This window comes from Streptomyces sp. GL_140 (genome assembly GCF_057834465.1).
Genome location: NZ_CM174404.1, coordinates 7,839,704 through 7,856,169 on the forward strand (window position 1 = coordinate 7,839,704; position 16,466 = coordinate 7,856,169).

At 72.9% G+C, this 16,466-nt stretch carries 9 protein-coding genes; 6 read left to right on the forward strand and 3 right to left on the reverse strand.

Annotated elements, in window-relative coordinates; translation table 11 throughout:
• Positions 1–195 precede the first annotated feature (195 nt).
• Entirely contained in the window at positions 196–1,932 is a 1,737-nt protein-coding gene (locus AC3IYJ_RS36420) for a chloride channel protein (protein ID WP_489398782.1), read from the forward strand.
• Between the two features lie 103 nt (positions 1,933–2,035).
• Here the strand turns inward: AC3IYJ_RS36420 and AC3IYJ_RS36425 are convergent, their stop codons facing one another.
• Positions 2,036–2,731, reverse strand: coding sequence for a peptidoglycan recognition protein family protein (locus AC3IYJ_RS36425; RefSeq protein ID WP_489398783.1), 696 nt, complete (start codon positions 2,729–2,731; stop codon positions 2,036–2,038).
• A gap of 180 nt (positions 2,732–2,911) precedes the next feature.
• Here AC3IYJ_RS36425 and AC3IYJ_RS36430 point away from each other — a divergent pair, with 180 nt between their 5' ends.
• The 4 genes from AC3IYJ_RS36430 (at position 2,912) to AC3IYJ_RS36445 (ending at position 12,629) form a co-directional block, all read left to right on the forward strand.
• On the forward strand, positions 2,912–4,795 hold the full coding sequence (locus AC3IYJ_RS36430; protein ID WP_489398784.1) for a D-alanyl-D-alanine carboxypeptidase family protein: 1,884 nt from the start codon (positions 2,912–2,914) through the stop codon (positions 4,793–4,795).
• Positions 4,796–5,014: 219 nt separating this feature from the next.
• The gene (locus AC3IYJ_RS36435) at positions 5,015–5,680 is read left to right on the forward strand and encodes a hypothetical protein (RefSeq protein WP_489398785.1); all 666 of its coding nucleotides are present in this window, start codon (positions 5,015–5,017) and stop codon (positions 5,678–5,680) included.
• Between the two features lie 72 nt (positions 5,681–5,752).
• Positions 5,753–7,771, forward strand: coding sequence for a flotillin family protein (locus AC3IYJ_RS36440; protein WP_489398786.1), 2,019 nt, complete (start codon positions 5,753–5,755; stop codon positions 7,769–7,771).
• A gap of 88 nt (positions 7,772–7,859) precedes the next feature.
• Positions 7,860–12,629 (forward strand): DNA repair ATPase, encoded by a 4,770-nt coding sequence (locus tag AC3IYJ_RS36445; protein WP_489398787.1) that lies wholly within the window; start codon positions 7,860–7,862, stop codon positions 12,627–12,629.
• A 4-nt stretch (positions 12,630–12,633) separates the two neighbouring features.
• Here the strand turns inward: AC3IYJ_RS36445 and AC3IYJ_RS36450 are convergent, their stop codons facing one another.
• Together AC3IYJ_RS36450 and AC3IYJ_RS36455 are read right to left on the reverse strand one after the other, a co-directional pair.
• Positions 12,634–13,470, reverse strand: a complete 837-nt coding sequence (locus AC3IYJ_RS36450; protein WP_489398788.1) for an LmeA family phospholipid-binding protein — start codon at positions 13,468–13,470, stop codon at positions 12,634–12,636.
• On the reverse strand, positions 13,467–14,111 hold the full coding sequence (locus AC3IYJ_RS36455) for a TetR/AcrR family transcriptional regulator (RefSeq protein WP_489398789.1): 645 nt from the start codon (positions 14,109–14,111) through the stop codon (positions 13,467–13,469). Before AC3IYJ_RS36455 ends, AC3IYJ_RS36450 begins: the two co-directional genes overlap by 4 nt.
• Positions 14,112–14,226: 115 nt before the next feature.
• Between AC3IYJ_RS36455 and AC3IYJ_RS36460 the strand changes: the two genes are divergently transcribed.
• The gene (locus AC3IYJ_RS36460; protein WP_489398790.1) at positions 14,227–16,461 is read left to right on the forward strand and encodes an MMPL family transporter; all 2,235 of its coding nucleotides are present in this window, start codon (positions 14,227–14,229) and stop codon (positions 16,459–16,461) included.
• Positions 16,462–16,466: the final 5 nt, after the last annotated feature.

Consider the following 16,466-nt stretch of genomic DNA (forward strand, 5'->3'; position numbering starts at 1 on the left):
CGGCCCCCGCAACCGTCCCCAGCGGCCCCCGACCACCCCCAAACCCCCCGGCGTCCGCTGGGCCGTGCGGGTGTAGCCCCCGGCCCGCCTCCGGGGCGGGGCGGGACGCGGACCCTTGGATGGGGTGGTCCGGGGGATCGTGGTCAGGGGGTCGGGGCGCGCGATCGGGAAGACACCGGCTCCGAAGGAGTGGAGATGAGACCGTTGGCCGCAGAGGGGGCATGGGCCGCGCTGTGCCGCAGCCAGACCGGACTGCTGCTGACCGCGGTGCTGGTCGGGGCCGGGGCGGGACTGGGCGCGGTGGGCTTCCGATGGCTGATCGAGGGCGTCACCAAGATCCTGTCAGGGCACGACGACTACTCCTCGGCGGGCCACGCCGCCAACCCCTACGTCCCCTGGCTCGGACCGTACTTCGTCCTGCTCGCACCCGTGGTCGCGGGCGCGGTCTACGGCCCCCTCGTCCACCGCTACGCCAAGGAAGCGCGCGGCCACGGCGTACCCGAGGTCATGTACGCCGTCGCCCGCCGGGGCGGCCGGATCCCGCCCCGGGTCGCCGTGGTGAAATCGATCGCGTCCGCCCTGTGCATCGGCGGCGGCGGCTCGGTCGGCCGCGAGGGCCCGATCGTGCAGATCGGGTCCGCCCTGGGATCCACCGCGGGCGCGGTCCTGCGCATGGACGAGGAGCGGATGCGGCTGCTGGTCGCCTGCGGTGCGGCCGGCGGCATCGCGGCCACCTTCAACGCACCCCTGGCCGGCGTGTTCTTCGCCATGGAACTGATCCTGCGCGACTTCACGGCCCGCGGCTTCGGCATGGTGGCCGTCTCGGCCGTCACCGCCAGTGTGATCGGTCGCGCGGCGCTCGGGGACGAGCGGTTCCTGGACCTGACCCCGGTGGGCGTCGACCACGTGGCCGCGTACGCCCTGTACGTACTGCTCGGTGCGGTGGCCGGAGCCGTCGGGGTGCTCTTCACCAAGGTCCTGTACTGGGTCGAGGACATCTGCGACGCCGTCTGGCACGGCCCCGAATGGCTCCGCCCGGCGGCCGGCGGCCTCCTGCTCGGTGCCATCCTGCTCGCGCTGCCCGAGATGTACGGGGTCGGCTACCCGGTCCTCGGCAAGGCCGCGGTGGGCGGCTATGCCGTCGGATTCCTGCTGGTGCTGCTCGTAGGCAAGATCATCGCGTGCAGCGTCACCATCGGAATCGGCGGCTCGGGCGGCGTGTTCGCGCCCAGCCTCTTCGTCGGGGCCATGCTCGGCAGCTCCTTCGGGCAGACGATGGACCACCTGGCGCCCGGAGTGACCGGCTCGGCCACGACCTACGCGGTCATCGGCATGGGCGCGGTCTTCGCGGGCTCGGCCCGCGCCCCGATCACCGCCGTCATCATCATCTTCGAGCTGACCGGCGAGTACGGGATCATCCTGCCGCTGATGGCTGCCATCTCGGTAGCCACCGGAGTCAGCCACGCGCTCAGCCGCGACACCGTTTACACGGCCAAACTCCGCCGCCGCGGGGTCGATCTGGACCTGACGGGCCCCGCCGCAGTCGAGGTCCGCGCGGCGATGGGTCCGCCGCCGGCCCCGCTGGCCCCCGGTACGCGGCTGCGCGAGGCCGCCGCGGCGATGATCGAGGCGGGCGCGACCCGCCTCCCGGTCCTCGACGCCCACGGCCGCTACGAGGGCTCGGTCGGCGCGCAGGCCCTGGCCCGCGCCCTGGCCCAACCCCCGCACGAGGGCGCCACGGAGCAGGATTCGGTCGAGGCGGTACGGGAGTATCCGCCGACCCTGCTCCCCGGCCAGTCCCTGGGGGAAGCCATGCCGCTGCTCGCTGCGAGCGAGAGCGAAGGACTCGCGGTCCTCGACGAGGAAGGCCGCCGCCTCCTGGGCTGGATCTCCCACCGCTCCGCGCTCCTGGCCCTCCACCCCCAGCCCTGAGGCCGGCCGGGTCAAGAAGCGGATGGCGACCCGCCGGGTGCGCGGGCGCGGGCCGGTGCTCGCCGGGCGGACTGGCGGCGTCGCCGTCGTGGTGCGGTGGTGGTCACGTGGCCGGTGAGCGCTGTTTCACGCGGCGGATGATTTCGGTGCGCTGGGCGGAGCGGACCGGGCCGGGGCAGGCGTGGGCGCCCCAGGCCGCGCCGCCCATGACGTGCGTGCCGAGGCCGGGCTGGTTCGGGCTGTCGCTGATCGAGGGCGGCCAGCCGTGGGCGCTCGCGCCCCACGTGTAGATGCGGGATACGGCGTCCACCTGGGCCTCGGTCAGCGGCCGGGTGGTGAAGCCGGAGGTCTCGACCGAGGCCCAGGCGCCGTTTCCGTCCACCTGGGCCCAGGCGCGGTCGAGTACGGAGACGTACTGCTCCGTCTCGCCGTCCTGCGAGACCCAGAAGTGGGAGGAGGCCTTGATTCCGGGGGTGCTGAACCGCTCGTGCAGGGAGCCTTCGCCCTCCTGGACGTGGAGGACGAGCCCGCGTTGCGCATCGCGCTCGCCCACGACGAAGTTCCGCTCCAGCGGCTTTCTGGTCACCCCGGGCATCCAGCCGGATGCCGCCGAGGCAGTGGAGGAGGCCAGTGGATCGCCGGAGGGGGTGCGGTCGTCGCCGGGCCGGCCGGGACCGTCGGCCCTGTCAGGCCTGGCGGCCAGCAGGGTCCCGGCGGTCGCGGCGAAGAGGAGTGCTCCGCCCCTGGCCAGCAGGCGCCGCCTGCCCGGATTGGAGGGGGCGGGTTTCCTGTGGTTCATGAACGGTGTCCGGCTTCCTGAAGGGCCTCGCGTGGGGGAGGAAGTGATTCTTCGGGTTCCGCATGATGGCGACGTGATGGCCAGATGATCGTTTGATGACGGGGCGTGAACTCGCCCGATCGTGACGAAATGGTCATCCTGTGCGCATTGCTCGCGCACATGGGATGCGGAGACTGGCCGGTGATCGAGAAGAGCACGAACAAGGCGGTGTACGGCATGACGGCGGTACCGGTGAAGGGCGAGAAGCCCGACGCGGCGGCTACGAAGGCGACGGCGACGGCGACGGCGGACGAGGACAGGCCCGCAGCCGCCGGGACGACCGACGAGGCCGGTACCCCTGACGTGCGCGGGCCGAGGAAGGCCCCGGAGCCCGACCCGGAAACGGAACCGGCAGTGGAGTCCGCCTCGGAGCCCGACCTGGAGCCGGAGCCGGAGTCGGAAGCTGTGGAACAGCCCGACGCGGTTCCCTCGGTGGAGTCGGCGGCGGCCACGGAGTCGGAGCAGGAACCGGAGCCCGAGCAGGAACCGGCTTCGGAGGGCGTGCCGGAGTCGGACGCCGAGCGGACCAGCACCTTCATCGCGCTCAAGTCGCTCGACGAGGACCCTCCCGCGCCCCGGCCCCTGCCCGCCCCCCTGCCCGCCCCCGTGCCCGTCCCCTCCTGGGCCGTCGTACCGGAAGCCGCGCCGGATCCCGTACCCGTACCCGCTCCCGCGCCCGTCCCCGGTCCCGTCCCGCAGGGGACCGCCGAGCAGCCGCTGCCCCCGCTCGACCTGCTCGCACAGCTCACCAACACCCCGCCGCCGCCCGAGACCCCGGCCCGCACCGCCGCGCGCCGGGTCCGGATCTGGGTGCCGCTGCTCCTGCTGCTGGCCGCCGTGCTCGCCGTCGTGCAGGCGCTGCGTCCGGTGCCCGCGGCCGCCCTGGTGAGCGGGGATGCCGCGTCGTCCATCACCCTCGACGGCCGTTTCGACGTGCCCTGGCCCGAGAAGGGCCAGGCCGCCCTGCGGGTGGCGGGCGCGGGCGACGTGGGGACCTTCGGGGAGCAGAAGCCCGTGCCGACGGCCAGCGTGGCCAAGGTGATGACGGCCTACGTGATTCTCAAGGGCCACCCGCTGAAGAAGGACGAGGCCGGCCCTTCGATCGAGGTCGACGACAAGGCGGTCGCGGACGGCACGTCGGACAGCGAGTCGCGCATCGAGGGCCTGACGGCCGGCGCGCGCTTCAGCCAGCAGGACATGCTGAAGATGCTGATGATCCCCTCGGGCAACAACATCGCCCGGCTGCTCGCCCGTTGGGACACCGGCAGCGGTGACGTGGCGGCGTTCGTGGAGAAGATGAACGCCGAGGCCAAGGCGCTGGGCATGGACTCCACCACCTACACGGACCCGAGCGGACTCGACGCCAAGACCGTGAGCACCGCCGTCGACCAGCTGAAGCTGGCCGAGGCGGTCATGCAGATCGACGCGTTCCGCGCGATCGTGATGCTGCCCAGCGCCTCGGTCTCCGGCCATCCGACGCCGCTCATCAACAACAACGGCAACCTGCTGCTGTCCGGGCTCAGCATCAAGGGCATCAAGACCGGCTCCAGTTCGGCGGCCGGTGGAACGCTGATGTGGGCGGCCTACAAGACCGTGGGCGACAAGACCCCAATGATCCTCGGCACCATGCTCGACCAGCACGTCACCGGGGCCGACCCCGATGGTTCCAACAGCCTGGTCCTCGTCAAGGACAACAGCAAGAAGGTCATCGAGGCCGTCCGCGAGGCCCTGACAACGGCAGGCGCGGTCAAGAAGGGGCAGGTCGTCGGCTACGTGGACGACGGGCTCGGGACCCGTACCCCGGTCGTGGCCACCAAGGACGCGACCGCCGTGGCCGTGCCGGGCCAGAAGGTCGACCTGACCCTCGCCGCGGGGGAGAAGGACCTCCCGCACGAGGCGAAGGCGGGCACGGAGGTCGGAGTGCTGACCATCGGCACCGGGCCCGGCGCGCAGAAGATCCCGGTGGCACTGGGGAAGGACCTGTCCGCCCCCTCCCTCGGCGCGAAGCTGACGCGCCTGCGGTGACGGCCTGCCCCGTCACCCGCACGCAGCCCCGTACGCAGCCCCGCACGCAGCCACGTACGGGGGCTGCGCGTTTCCTGACCCCCGGTCCCCGCCGGGCTCCGGCAAGCAGGAACCCCGAAGACTGCCGGGCTCCGGCAATGTGCCGCGCGACGGTGCTTGCCACCATGGCAGCGGGGGATCCCGGGCCGCACCAGGCCGGGGACGGGGGAGGGATGCAAGGTGGACGAGTTCCGTGATGCCGCGCTCGGCTTCCCGGCCGCGTTGTTCACCGCCGCGCTGGTCGTGGTCGTCGCCTTCTGGTTCCTCGTCCTGCTCGGCGCCGCCGACCACGGCGGCTTCCACGGACACGTGCCCGGACACGTGCACGTACCCGCGCACGGGGACTCCGGATCCGGCGGGAGCGCCCGTACCGACGCACAGGGCATCGGCGGGGTGCCCGTCACGGTCGTGGCCTCGCTGCTGATCACCCTCGCGTGGTTCATCAGCTTCACCGGCTCCGTGCTCGTCCGCCGCTCCGGTGCCTCGGGCACCGCGCGGACCGCCCTGGACCTCGGGGTGCTCGCCGCCGCCCTGCTGCTCGCCTGGGGCGTGACCCGGCTGCTGGTGCGCCGCCTGCGCGCACTGTTCCCCGACCACCCGCCGCCGTCCCGGCTGGACTTCATCGGCCTGACCTGCACGATCCGGACCGGTTCGGTCTCCGGGCGGTTCGGTCAGGCCGAGGTCGCGGCGCAGGACGGATCCACCGCAGTGGTGCAGGTCCGCCAGCAGGGGCGGGACGTGCTCGGGTCGGGGAGCACGGCGCTGCTGTACGCGTACGACGAGGAGGGCGAGTTCTTCTGGGTCGCGCCCTACGACCCCGCGCTCGATCCCCGTACCGCCGGCTGAGCGCGCGAGCTCAGGGCCGGATCCGAACGCACCTCATCGCACTCATCGCACTTCCATCGCAAGGACGTCACCATGGATGCCATTTCCCTGGGCATCGGCGTACTCGTCGCCGTTGTCCTGCTCGTCGCGGTCGTGCTGCTGCTGGTGGTCAGCCGGCTGTTCCGCAAGGTGGAGCAGGGCCGGGCCCTGATCATCTCCAAGACGAAGAGGGTCGACGTCACCTTCACCGGGGCCGTCGTACTGCCGGTGCTGCACAAGGCCGAGTACATGGACATCTCGGTGAAGACGATCGAGATCCGCCGTACCGGGCGGGAGGGGCTGATCTGCCAGGACAACATCCGGGCCGACATCCACATCAGCTTCTTCGTCCGCGTCAACAAGACCGTCGAGGACGTCATCAAGGTCGCCCAGTCCATCGGAACGGCGACCGCGAGCGACAAGGTCGCCATCCAGGACTTCTTCGCCGCGAAGTTCTCCGAGGCGCTCAAGACCGTGGGCAAGCAGCTCGACTTCGTCGACCTCTACACCAAGCGCGAGGAGTTCCGCGACCGGATCATCTCGGTCATCGGAACGGACCTGAACGGCTACCACCTCGACGACGCCGCCATCGACTTCCTCGAACAGACCCCGATGACCCAGCTGGATGCCGCCAACATCCTCGATGCGCAGGGCATCCGGAAGATCACCGAACTGACGACCATCGAGCACGTGCGGACCAACGAGTTCCAGCGCACGGAGGAGAAGGAGATCACCCGGCAGAACGTCGACGCCCGCGAGACCATCCTGGAGCTCGAACGGCGCCAGGCCGAGGCCGAGATCAAGCAGCGCCGGGAGGTCGAGACGCTGCGGGCCCGGGAGGAGGCCGCCACCGCCAAGGTGCAGGAGGAGGAACGCCTCGGCGCCCAGGGCGCGTTCCTGCGCACCGAGGAGCACCTCGGGGTGCAGCGCGAGAACCAGGCGCGCGAGATCACGGTCGCGCAGAAGAACCGCGAGCGCGTCATCGCCGTCGAGAACGAGCGGATCGAGAAGGACCGCATGCTGGAGGTCATCGCGCGCGAGCGGGAGACCGCGCTGTCCTCGATCGCCAAGGACAAGGAGGTGGAGGCGGAGCGCCGCGAGGTCGCCGAGGTGGTGCGCGAGCGGATCGCGGTGGACCGTACGGTCGCCGAGCAGGAGGAGTCGATCAAGAAGCTCCGGATGGTCGAGGAGGCGGAGCGGACCCGGCAGGCCGTGGTCATCGCGGCCGAGGCCGAGGCACAGGAGCGGCTGGTCAAGGACATCAAGGCGGCGGAGGCCGCAGAGTCCGCGGCCGTCCACCGGGCGGCGGAGCAGCTCACGCTCGCCGAGGCCCGGCTGAAGTCCGCCGACCTCGACGCGCGCGCCAAGCTGCGGCTGGCGGAGGGCGTGCAGGCCGAGTCCGCCGCCGAGGGGCTGGCGGCCGTACAGGTACGGGAGAAGGAGGCCGACGCCATCGAGAAGTCCGGGCGGGCCGAGGCCCAGGCGATGGAGGCGCGGCTGAAGGCGGAAGCCGAGGGGATCCGCGTCAGGGCGCTCGCGGAGGCCCTCTCGATCGGCGAGAAGCTGAAGGCGGAGGCCCAGGGTCTGACCGAGAAGGCGGCGGCGATGGCCGCGCTGGACGAGGCCTCGCGCGGGCACGAGGAGTACCGGCTGCGGCTGGCCGCGGAGAAGGAGATCCGGCTGGCCGGGCTCGACGTCCAGCGGGGGCTCGCGGAGGCACAGGCCATGGTGGTCGCGGCGGGGCTGGAGAAGGCCGAGATCAGCATCGTGGGCGGGGACTCGGTCTTCTTCGACCGTCTGGTCTCCTCCATCTCGCTCGGCAGGAGCATCGACGGATTCGTCCAGCACTCCGACACCGCGCGCGGCCTCGCCGGATCGTGGCTGGACGGCACCCACGACTTCACCGAGGACCTCACGCGCGTCCTGAGCTCGTTCTCCACCGCGGACGTGCAGAACCTGACGGTCTCGGCCCTGCTGGCGAAGCTCGCCCAGGCCGGCGGCCCGGGCCCGACAGGCCCCGAACCGAAGACCGGTCCGGCGCCCTCCGCCCTCAACGGCTCGGCCAAGGCCTGACCCGACCCACCCGCCTCAGGACCGGCCGGACCCCGCGAGGTCCGGCCGGTCCCCGACCCGCCGGCGCAGCGCCCCGCAGGAGTCGCACATGACCAGCACGTCCCCCCTGGACGCGGGCACCTACGAGGTGCTGCGCGACCGGCTCGCCGCCCAGGGCGGCGAGCTGGCGCGGCGCGCCGAGGTCCTCAACGCCCGCCGGACCGAGGAGTTCGGATCCCGGGGCCTCGCCCTCGAATCCACCGGGAGCCTGCGCACCGGACTCCCCTGTGCGCCCCGGGACGTCGTGGCCGTCGGCGACACCCTCCTCTTCGGCTACCACGCGTCCCCCGCCGTCAAGGGGGAGAGCGCGGTCGCGGAAGTCTTCGCCCTCCACGACCGGGACCTGAACAGGCTCCCCGACGACACCGTCCCCGGCCTCCTCGACGACCCCGGGTTCCTGCGCGAGTTCACCGCCCTGCACCGCTACTACCACCAGGCCCGCCTGCTGCGGCTGCGCCGCCTGGACGGCAGACTGCTCGCGGTCTTCCGCACCGGCGACACCGGCGAGGACATCCGCGTCCTGCGCTGGGCCCTGGACCCCGACGGCGGCGCCAGGTTCCTCGACGCCCGCGGCGAGCGCGACCACGCCTACCCGCCCTCCCACGACCACGACTTCGAATGGACCGCCACCACCCGCGCCGACCACGTCCTGGGCCGCCACCCGCACGTCTCCATCGGCGCGGAGCTCTACGTCTCCACCGTCGGCGGCACCCTGACCGTCAAGACCGAGGACGACACCGAGACCGCCGAGGGGATCCACGGCGAACCGGTCGACGAACCGCTCCAGTCGCTCGCCGACGCGGACATCGCGTACGCCCGCGTCGGGCCGCTGATCCTGCTGCGCGTGCGCCCGTACAAGGAGGAGACCGACCGTCACCTGGTCTTCGACACCCTCACCCGCGAGGTCGTCCGCCTCGACGCCATCGGGCAGGCCGCGCGCAGGCTCCCCGAGGACCAGGGCATCGTCTTCCCCGGCGGATACCACCTCGCCGGCGCCCCCCGAGGCACCGGCGCCGCCAAGACCTTCGACATCGACGCCGCGCTCCTCGCCCCCCTCCGCTTCGAGCGGACCGTACGCTCACCCAACGGCGAGGACCTGCTGTACGTGTTCCAGCCCCGGGGCGGCGGCCGCGGCCTGCTCCTGGCGTACAACGTCATCCGCAAGGAGTTCGCCGCCCCGCTCACCTGCCACGGCCACGCCCTCTTCGAGGACGGCACGCTGCTCGTCCTGCGCGCCGACGGCGCAGAACCCTCCCGCGTCCACCCCGTGCAGCGCTGGAGCTCCCCGTTCGTCTCGGACACCTACGCGGCTTCGCGCCCGGCCGGCTCCGGAGCGGCGGCCCGCGTCGGCAACGCCGACCTCGTACGCGGCATCTCCGACTGCCTCTCCATCGCGGGAGCCGCCGCCGGGACCACGCCGACCACCGGCGTGTACGAGAGCCTCGTCGCCGCCTGCGTCCGCGCCGGCGACCAGCACCACTGGCTGGCCGACCCCGAACTCGGCGACCTGCGGGCCCCGCTCGACGAGGTCCGGGCCACCGCCGAGCAGGTCCTCGCCGAGTTCGAGACCGTGCTGACCCTGACCCGCCAGGCCGCCGACGCGCTCGGCGAAGCGGCGGCGCGGACCGCCTCGCTGATCCGCCGGGCCCGCGGCGAGGCCCCCCGCACCACCGGCGAGTGGGTGGAGCGGCTCACGGAACTGCGCCGCGCACACGGGCACGTGCTGACCCTCAAGGAACGGCGGTACGCCGACCCCGAGGCCGTCGACGCCCTGGCCGCCGGCATCGAAGGCGACATCGACACCTTCGCCCGCCGCGCCGTGGCCTTCCTCGCACGCGAGGACGCCTTCGCCGCGCACCACGCGGACATCGGCCGACTGGCCGCGGAGGCCGGGGCGATGGCCGGCACCGCCGAGGCGGCCCGGCTCACCGAACGGCTCGACGCGCAGAGCGAGGGTCTGGGCACCGTAACCGAGGTCGTCGCCGGGCTGGACATCGGCGACACCACCGTCCGCACGTCCATCCTGGAGCGCATCGCCGAGGTGCTCGGCGGGGTCAACCGGGCGCGGGCCGTCCTCGACGCCCGGCGCCGGGAACTGGTGAGCACGGAGGGGCGGGCCGAGTTCGCCGCGGAATCCGCCCTCCTGGAGCAGGCGGTGACGGGTGCGCTCGCCGCCGCCGGGACCCCCGAGGCCTGCGACGAGCAGCTGTCCCGGCTGCTGCTGCGCCTGGAGGACCTCGAATCGCGGTTCGCGGAGAGCGACGAGTTCCTCGCCCGGCTGGCCGACCGGCGCTCCGAGGTCCACGAGGTCTTCTCGGCCCGCAAGCAGACCCTCCAGGACGCCCGCGCCCGCCGCGCCGAACGGCTCACCGACTCGGCCGCACGGGTCCTGGGAACGGTCGCCCGGCGGGCGGCCGGCCTCGCCGACGGCGACGCCGTCAGCACCTTCTTCGCCTCCGACCCCATGGTCTCCAAGATCCGACGCATCGCCGCCGAACTGCGCGAACTCGGCGAGCGGACCCGGGCCGAGGAGCTCGACGGCCGCATCGCGGCAGCCCGCCAGGAGGCCGCCCGGTCCCTGCGCGACCGCACCGAGCTCTACGCGGACGGCGGCCGGACCCTGCGCCTGGGCCGCCACCGCTTCGCCGTCAACACCCAGCCCTTCGACCTGACCCTGGTCCCGCACGGCGAGGGCCTGGCCTTCGCCCTCACCGGGACCGACTACCGCTCACCGGTCACCGACCCGCGGTTCGCCGCCACCCGCCCGTACTGGGACCGGTCGCTGCCCTCCGAGAGCGCCGGGGTCTACCGGTCCGAGTACCTGGCGGTGCGGTTGCTGACCGAGCGGGGAGCGGACGCGCTGGCGGGGGCCGACCTGCCCGCGCTGGTGCGCTCGGCCGCCGAAGCCGCCTACGACGAGGGGTACGAGCGCGGGGTCCACGACCACGACGCCGTGCTGATCCTGAACGCGGCGCTCGGCCTGCACGCGAACGCCGGGCTGCTGCGCCACCCGTCCGGGGTCCGGGCGCGAGCACAGCTCTTCTGGGCGCACCGGGCGAGCGCGCAGGACCGTACGCGGTGGACGAGCCGGGCGGTCCTGCTCGCGCGGGCCCGGGACACCTTCGCGGGCCCGGTTCCGGCGATCGCCGAGCTCCGGGCCGAACTCGCCGCGGCCATCGGCGGATCGGGTGCCGAAGGCGCGGCGGCGTACCTCTTCGACGAGCTGTCGCGCGACCAGGCCGCCGGGAGCGGGGGCTTCGTCACGAGCGCGGGGGTCCGTACCCTGCTGGAGAAGTTCCGCCGCTCGATGGGCACTTCGGTGTACGACGAGGGACTCGCGGCGCTCGGTGAACTCGGCGATCGCCGCCAGGCGGTGGAGGCCTGGCTCGGCGCGTACGCGCAGGCCGCCGGGGAGCGGATCGCCCCCGGGGACCTCGCGGAGGCGGTCGCCGCCGAACTCTGCCCCGAGCTGTCGCGCTACGACGTGGACGCGCCGCTGACCGCGACGGTCGACGGCCTCCTCGGGAACCACCCCCGGATCGACGGCCGTTCGCTCACCGTGCGCATCGACGACCTGCTCTCCCGGGCCGGTGAACTGGCCGCCGGAGCACCCGGGTTCCGCGACTACCAGCGCCGCCGCGCGGCCCTGGTCGCCGGAGAGCGGGTCCGGCTGCGGCTGGAGGACCACCGGCCGAAGGTGCTCTCCTCCTTCGTCCGCGGCCGCCTAGTCGACGAGGTCTGCCTCCCGCTGATCGGCGACAACCTGGCCAAGCAGCTGGGCACCACGGGGGAGGGACGGCGCACCGACAGCAACGGCCTGCTGCTGCTCGTCTCCCCGCCGGGGTACGGCAAGACCACGCTGATGGAGTACGTGGCCGACCGGCTCGGGCTGGTCCTGGTGAAGGTGGACGGTCCGGCACTCGGGCACGGGGTGACCTCGCTCGATCCCGGGCAGGCGCCCGACGCGACGGCGCGCCGCGAGGTCGAGAAGATCAATTTCGCGCTGGAGGCGGGCAACAACACCCTGCTGTACCTCGACGACATCCAGCACGTCTCGGCGGAGCTGCTGCAGAAGTTCATTCCGCTCTGCGATGCCACGCGGCGGATGGAAGGGGTCTGGGAGGGCGAGCCGCGCACCTACGACCTGCGGGGCAAGCGGTTCGCGGTGTGCATGGCGGGCAATCCGTACACCGAATCTGGGGAGCGGTTCCGGATCCCGGACATGCTGGCCAACCGGGCCGACGTGTGGAACCTCGGCGATGTCCTGACCGGCAAGGAGGCCGCCTTCGCGGCCAGCTTCGTGGAGAACGCCCTCACCTCCCACCCGGTGCTCGCCCCGCTCGCCGGACGCGACCGCGCCGACCTCGAACTGCTGACCCGGCTGGCGGCCGGGGACCCGACCGCCGGGGCGGAGCGCCTGGTCCACGGGTACGCCCCGGCCGAACTCGACCGGATCCTGGCCGTGCTGCGGCATCTGCTGGCCGCCCGGGACGTGGTGGTCACCGTCAACGCGGCCTACATCGCCTCGGCGGCCCAGGAGGACGCCACCCGTACGGAACCGCCGTTCCGGCTGCAGGGCTCGTACCGGAACATGAACAGGATCGCGGCACGGATCGACCCGGTGATGAACTCCGCCGAGCTGGCCGCAATCATTGACGACCACTACCGCGCGGAGGCCCAGACGCTGACCGCGGGCGCCGAGGCCAACCTCCTCAAACTCGCCGAACTGCGCGGCACGTCGACCCGGGAGCAGGCGGCGCGCTGGAGCGCGCTCAAGGCCCCGTACGCATCGGGTCCGCAGGGGCCGGGCGGGTCCTGAGGCGTCACGCAGCGGGGCAGCGGGTCCCGGCCGGGCCGTCGGCGGCTCCGTCCGAGCCGGCGGCGGAGCCCGGAGCGGCGGTGGAGCGGGCGAGCGTGACGTCCAGGCCGAGGCCCGCGCTGGTGGTCCGGGCGCCGGTGAGGCGGGCCCCCTCGGGCAGGTCCTCGATGTTCACGGTCCGGGGAGCGAGCTGTTCGGTCAGGCCGGCGGTGCCCGGCAGGGCCTTGAGACTGCCGATGGACATGTCGCGGCCCAGGACGGAGACGGTGGTCGGCGTGATCGTGACGCTGTTCGCCGTGGTGCTGGTGCTCGCGTGGACGGTGACGGGCAGGCCCAGGCCGCCCACCGTTCCGGTGAAGGTCAGACCCTTCGAGTCGGCGCCCACCTTCAGGCCGGAGGCTGCCTCGCCGCCCTGACCGGTTGCGGCGAGACGCTTCTGCAGCTCTCCGTAGGCCACGGTGGCCGTGGCCCGGCCGCCGCCCACGCCGCCGTCGCGCGTGACGTCGTAGAGATCGGCCTCGACCTTCATGTCGGTGTCCGAGCGGTGCACCCCGCGCGCCTCCAGATGGAGGGAGCCCACCTCGCCCGAAAGGGCGCGGAGTCCGGCGAAGGTGCCGCCCAGCTCGGCGGTGACGGGGCCGTCGGCCCGCAGGCGGCAGCCGGCGGCCCGCGCTATCCGGTCCTGGGCGCTGTGCGCGACCACGGTGTCGGTGATGCAGACGCCGGCGGCGAGGGCGACGACGATGCCTGCGGTGACGAGTACGGGGGTGCGCCGGAGCTTGGTGGCGGGGGTGGTGGGGGTGGCCGGGGTGCCGGAGGTGGCGGGGGTGGCGAGCTTCATTGCGGGGCGGATCCGATCTGCTTCAGCATGCCGAAGGCCTCGAGCAGGAGGTGGGCCGGCGGGGAATCGGTGGCGGTGCCGTTCGCGCGGCGCCGGCGCTGGGTGCGCAGGACGGCGCGTACGGCGGACAGTGCGGCGCCGGCGATCACCGCGGCGCGGAGGTCCGCGTTGGGCGTGTCGGCGGGGAGGCGGCTCTCGACGATGAGGGAGAGCCGGTCGTCGAAGTCCGTGAAGATGTGCACGAGCTGGGCGGCCACGGCGCGTTCGGCACCCTCGATGGAGTGGGTCAGCGCGGTGAGGCTGGAGGCCGCGAACGGGGCGACCGCGCAGACCAGGGCGTTGCAGACCGCGTCGAGCGGGGCCTCCTCCGCGGGGCGCCGGGCCAGCTCGGCCTCGACGTACGCGAAGAGGTCGATGCTGTCGGGCAGGAGCAGTGCCTCCTTGCTCTCGAAGTAGCGGAAGAAGGTCCGCTCCGAGACGTTGGCGCAGGCGGCGATGTCCGCGACCGTGGTGCCCGCGAAGCCGTGCTCGGCGAAGAGCGCGGCGGCGCCTTCGCGCAGCAGCTTGCGGGTCCGCTCCTTCTTGCGCTCGCGCAGTCCGGATTCGGCTTCCGCTTCGGGGTCGGGCGGATCTTGGGTCATGGCCGCAGCCTAGCAATGACGTCACTCCTGTCAATTGTCACCCACGACAATTGTCAGTCATGACATTTTCTGCCAAGGTGCTTCGTGTCAGTCCTGACACTTTCTTGGAGGCCTCGTGCAGTCCCCCCAGCCATCCGCACCGCAGGCCCCGGCCGAAGCCGAAGCCCGGGCCGCTGCCCCGGCCCCGGCCTCCCGTCTGGGCCGCCTCGGAGTCTTCTGCGCCCGTCATCCCGTGTGGGTGATCGCGGTCTGGCTCCTGCTGCTGGCCGGCGCGGTACTCGGCCGCCACCTGGCCGACCCCACCTACAGCGACCAGATCTCCCTCCCCAGCACGCAGTCCCGTACCGGCGCCGATCTGCTGGCCGACTCCGCCCCCGGGGTCGGCGACCCCAGCGGGCGCGTCGTCTTCCACGTCGGTTCCGGATCCCTGGCCGGACACCGTCAGGCCGTCGACGAGAGCCGGGCCGACCTGGCGAAGATGCCCCACGTCGCCGCCGCGTCCCCGGTCGTGACCAGCGCGGACGGCCGCACCGCCTACACCACCGTGTCCTTCGACCGGCAGGTCAAGACGCTCGGGCACGACTACCGGGAGACGCTCGACGCGGCCACCGCCCCGGCCCGCGCCTCGGGGGTGGAGGTCGCGTACGGCGGGGACCTGAACCAGGTCGTGCGGCCGCCGGCCAACGACAAGGCCAGCGAAGCTGTGGGCGTGATCGCGGCCCTGCTGATCCTGGTCCTCGCCTTCGGCAGCATCGCCGCCGCGCTGCTGCCCCTGGCCACGGCCCTGATCAGCGTGGGCGTGGGCATCGGAGTCGTCGGCATCGTCGCGGGCACCGTCACCCTCGCCACCGCGGCACCCACCCTCGCCACGATGATCGGCCTCGGCGTCGGCATCGACTACGCCCTCTTCCTCACCACCCGCTTCCGCCAGGACCTCATCGACGGGCACGATCCGGTCGACGCGGCCGGCCGAACCGCCGCCTCCAGCGGCCGCGCCGTCGTGGTGGCCGCCGTCACCGTCGTCGTGGCCATGCTGAGCCTGTACGCCTGCGGACTGAGCTTCATCGGCCGCATGGGGCTGGCCGCCACCCTCGTCGTCGCCATCACGGGCGCTGCCGCGCTGACCCTGGTGCCGGCCGCCCTGGGCCTGGTCGGGCGCCGCATCGACCGGTTCACCGTGCGCCGCCCGGTCGCCGAAACCTCCGGCAGCCAGGACGGCTGGCACCGCTACTCGGCCCTGGTGGCCCGGCACCCGTGGAAGTTCCTGACCGCGGGCACCCTGCTGCTAGGCCTGTGCGCCGTACCGCTGTTCTCCATGCGGCTCGGCCACGTGGACGACGGCGCCGACAAGGCGGGCAGCAGCACCCGCCAGGCGTACGACTGGATCGCCGAGGGCAGCGGACCGGGCTTCGGCCCCGGGGCCAACGGCCCCTTCGTCCTGGTGGCCGACCTCCACCACGCCACCGTTCCGGCCGACCGGATCAGCGCGGAGCTCACCACCGCCCTGCGGGACACGGCCGGGGTCGCCCGGTTCACCCCGCTCACCCCAAGCCCCGACGGCAAGCTCCTCATCTCCACGCTCACCCCGGCCACCGGGCCGCAGACCGCCGGCACGGGCAGCCTGTTCACCCGGCTCACCGACACCACCCTGCCCACCGCGCTCAGGGGCACCGGAGCCGAGGGTTACCTCACCGGATCCACCGCCGGGCAGCTGGACTTCTGCGACACCGTCAAGGACCGGCTGCCGCTCATCATCGGCATCGTCCTGGCGGCCGCGCTCGTGCTGCTGATCTTCGTGTTCCGCAGTGTGGTGATCCCGCTCAAGGCGGTCGCCCTCAACCTCTTCACCACCGCCGCGTCCTACGGGATCCTCGTCGCGGTGTTCCAGTGGGGCTGGGGGAGCAGCCTGATCGGGCTGTCGGAGCCGGTGCCCATCGAGTCCTTCGTGCCGATGATGATGTTCGCGATCGTCTTCGGCCTGTCGATGGACTACGAGATCTTCCTGCTCTCCGCCATCGCCGGGACCTGGCACCGCACCCGCGACAACACCCTCGCCGTCGGCACCGGCCTGGCGGCCACCGGGCGGGTCATCTCCAGCGCGGCCCTCATCATGACGGCGGTCTTCCTGTCCTTCGCGGCCTCGCCCACCGTGGTCGTCAAGATGCTCGCGCTGGGACTCGCTGTAAGTGTGATCCTGGACGCGACAGTGGTGCGGCTGGTGCTCGTTCCGGCGGCGATGTTCCTGATGGGGCGCGCCAACTGGTGGCTGCCGCCCTTCCTCGACCGCCTCCTGCCGCACCCGCGGGAAGCGGCCGGGCACGGGGAGGGTCCGGGGAGGGCCCGGAGGTGAGGCAT

What these genes read in the sequence shown, in the direction of transcription:
- AC3IYJ_RS36420 (WP_489398782.1), top strand. Translation starts at nt 196, where the DNA reads ATGAGACCGTTGGCCGCAGAGGGGGCATGGGCCGCGCTGTGCCGCAGC.
- AC3IYJ_RS36425 (WP_489398783.1), bottom strand. Translation starts at nt 2,731, where the DNA reads ATGAACCACAGGAAACCCGCCCCCTCCAATCCGGGCAGGCGGCGCCTG.
- AC3IYJ_RS36440 (WP_489398786.1), top strand. Translation starts at nt 5,753, where the DNA reads ATGGATGCCATTTCCCTGGGCATCGGCGTACTCGTCGCCGTTGTCCTG.
- AC3IYJ_RS36445 (WP_489398787.1), top strand. Translation starts at nt 7,860, where the DNA reads ATGACCAGCACGTCCCCCCTGGACGCGGGCACCTACGAGGTGCTGCGC.
- AC3IYJ_RS36450 (WP_489398788.1), bottom strand. Translation starts at nt 13,470, where the DNA reads ATGAAGCTCGCCACCCCCGCCACCTCCGGCACCCCGGCCACCCCCACC.
- AC3IYJ_RS36455 (WP_489398789.1), bottom strand. Translation starts at nt 14,111, where the DNA reads ATGACCCAAGATCCGCCCGACCCCGAAGCGGAAGCCGAATCCGGACTG.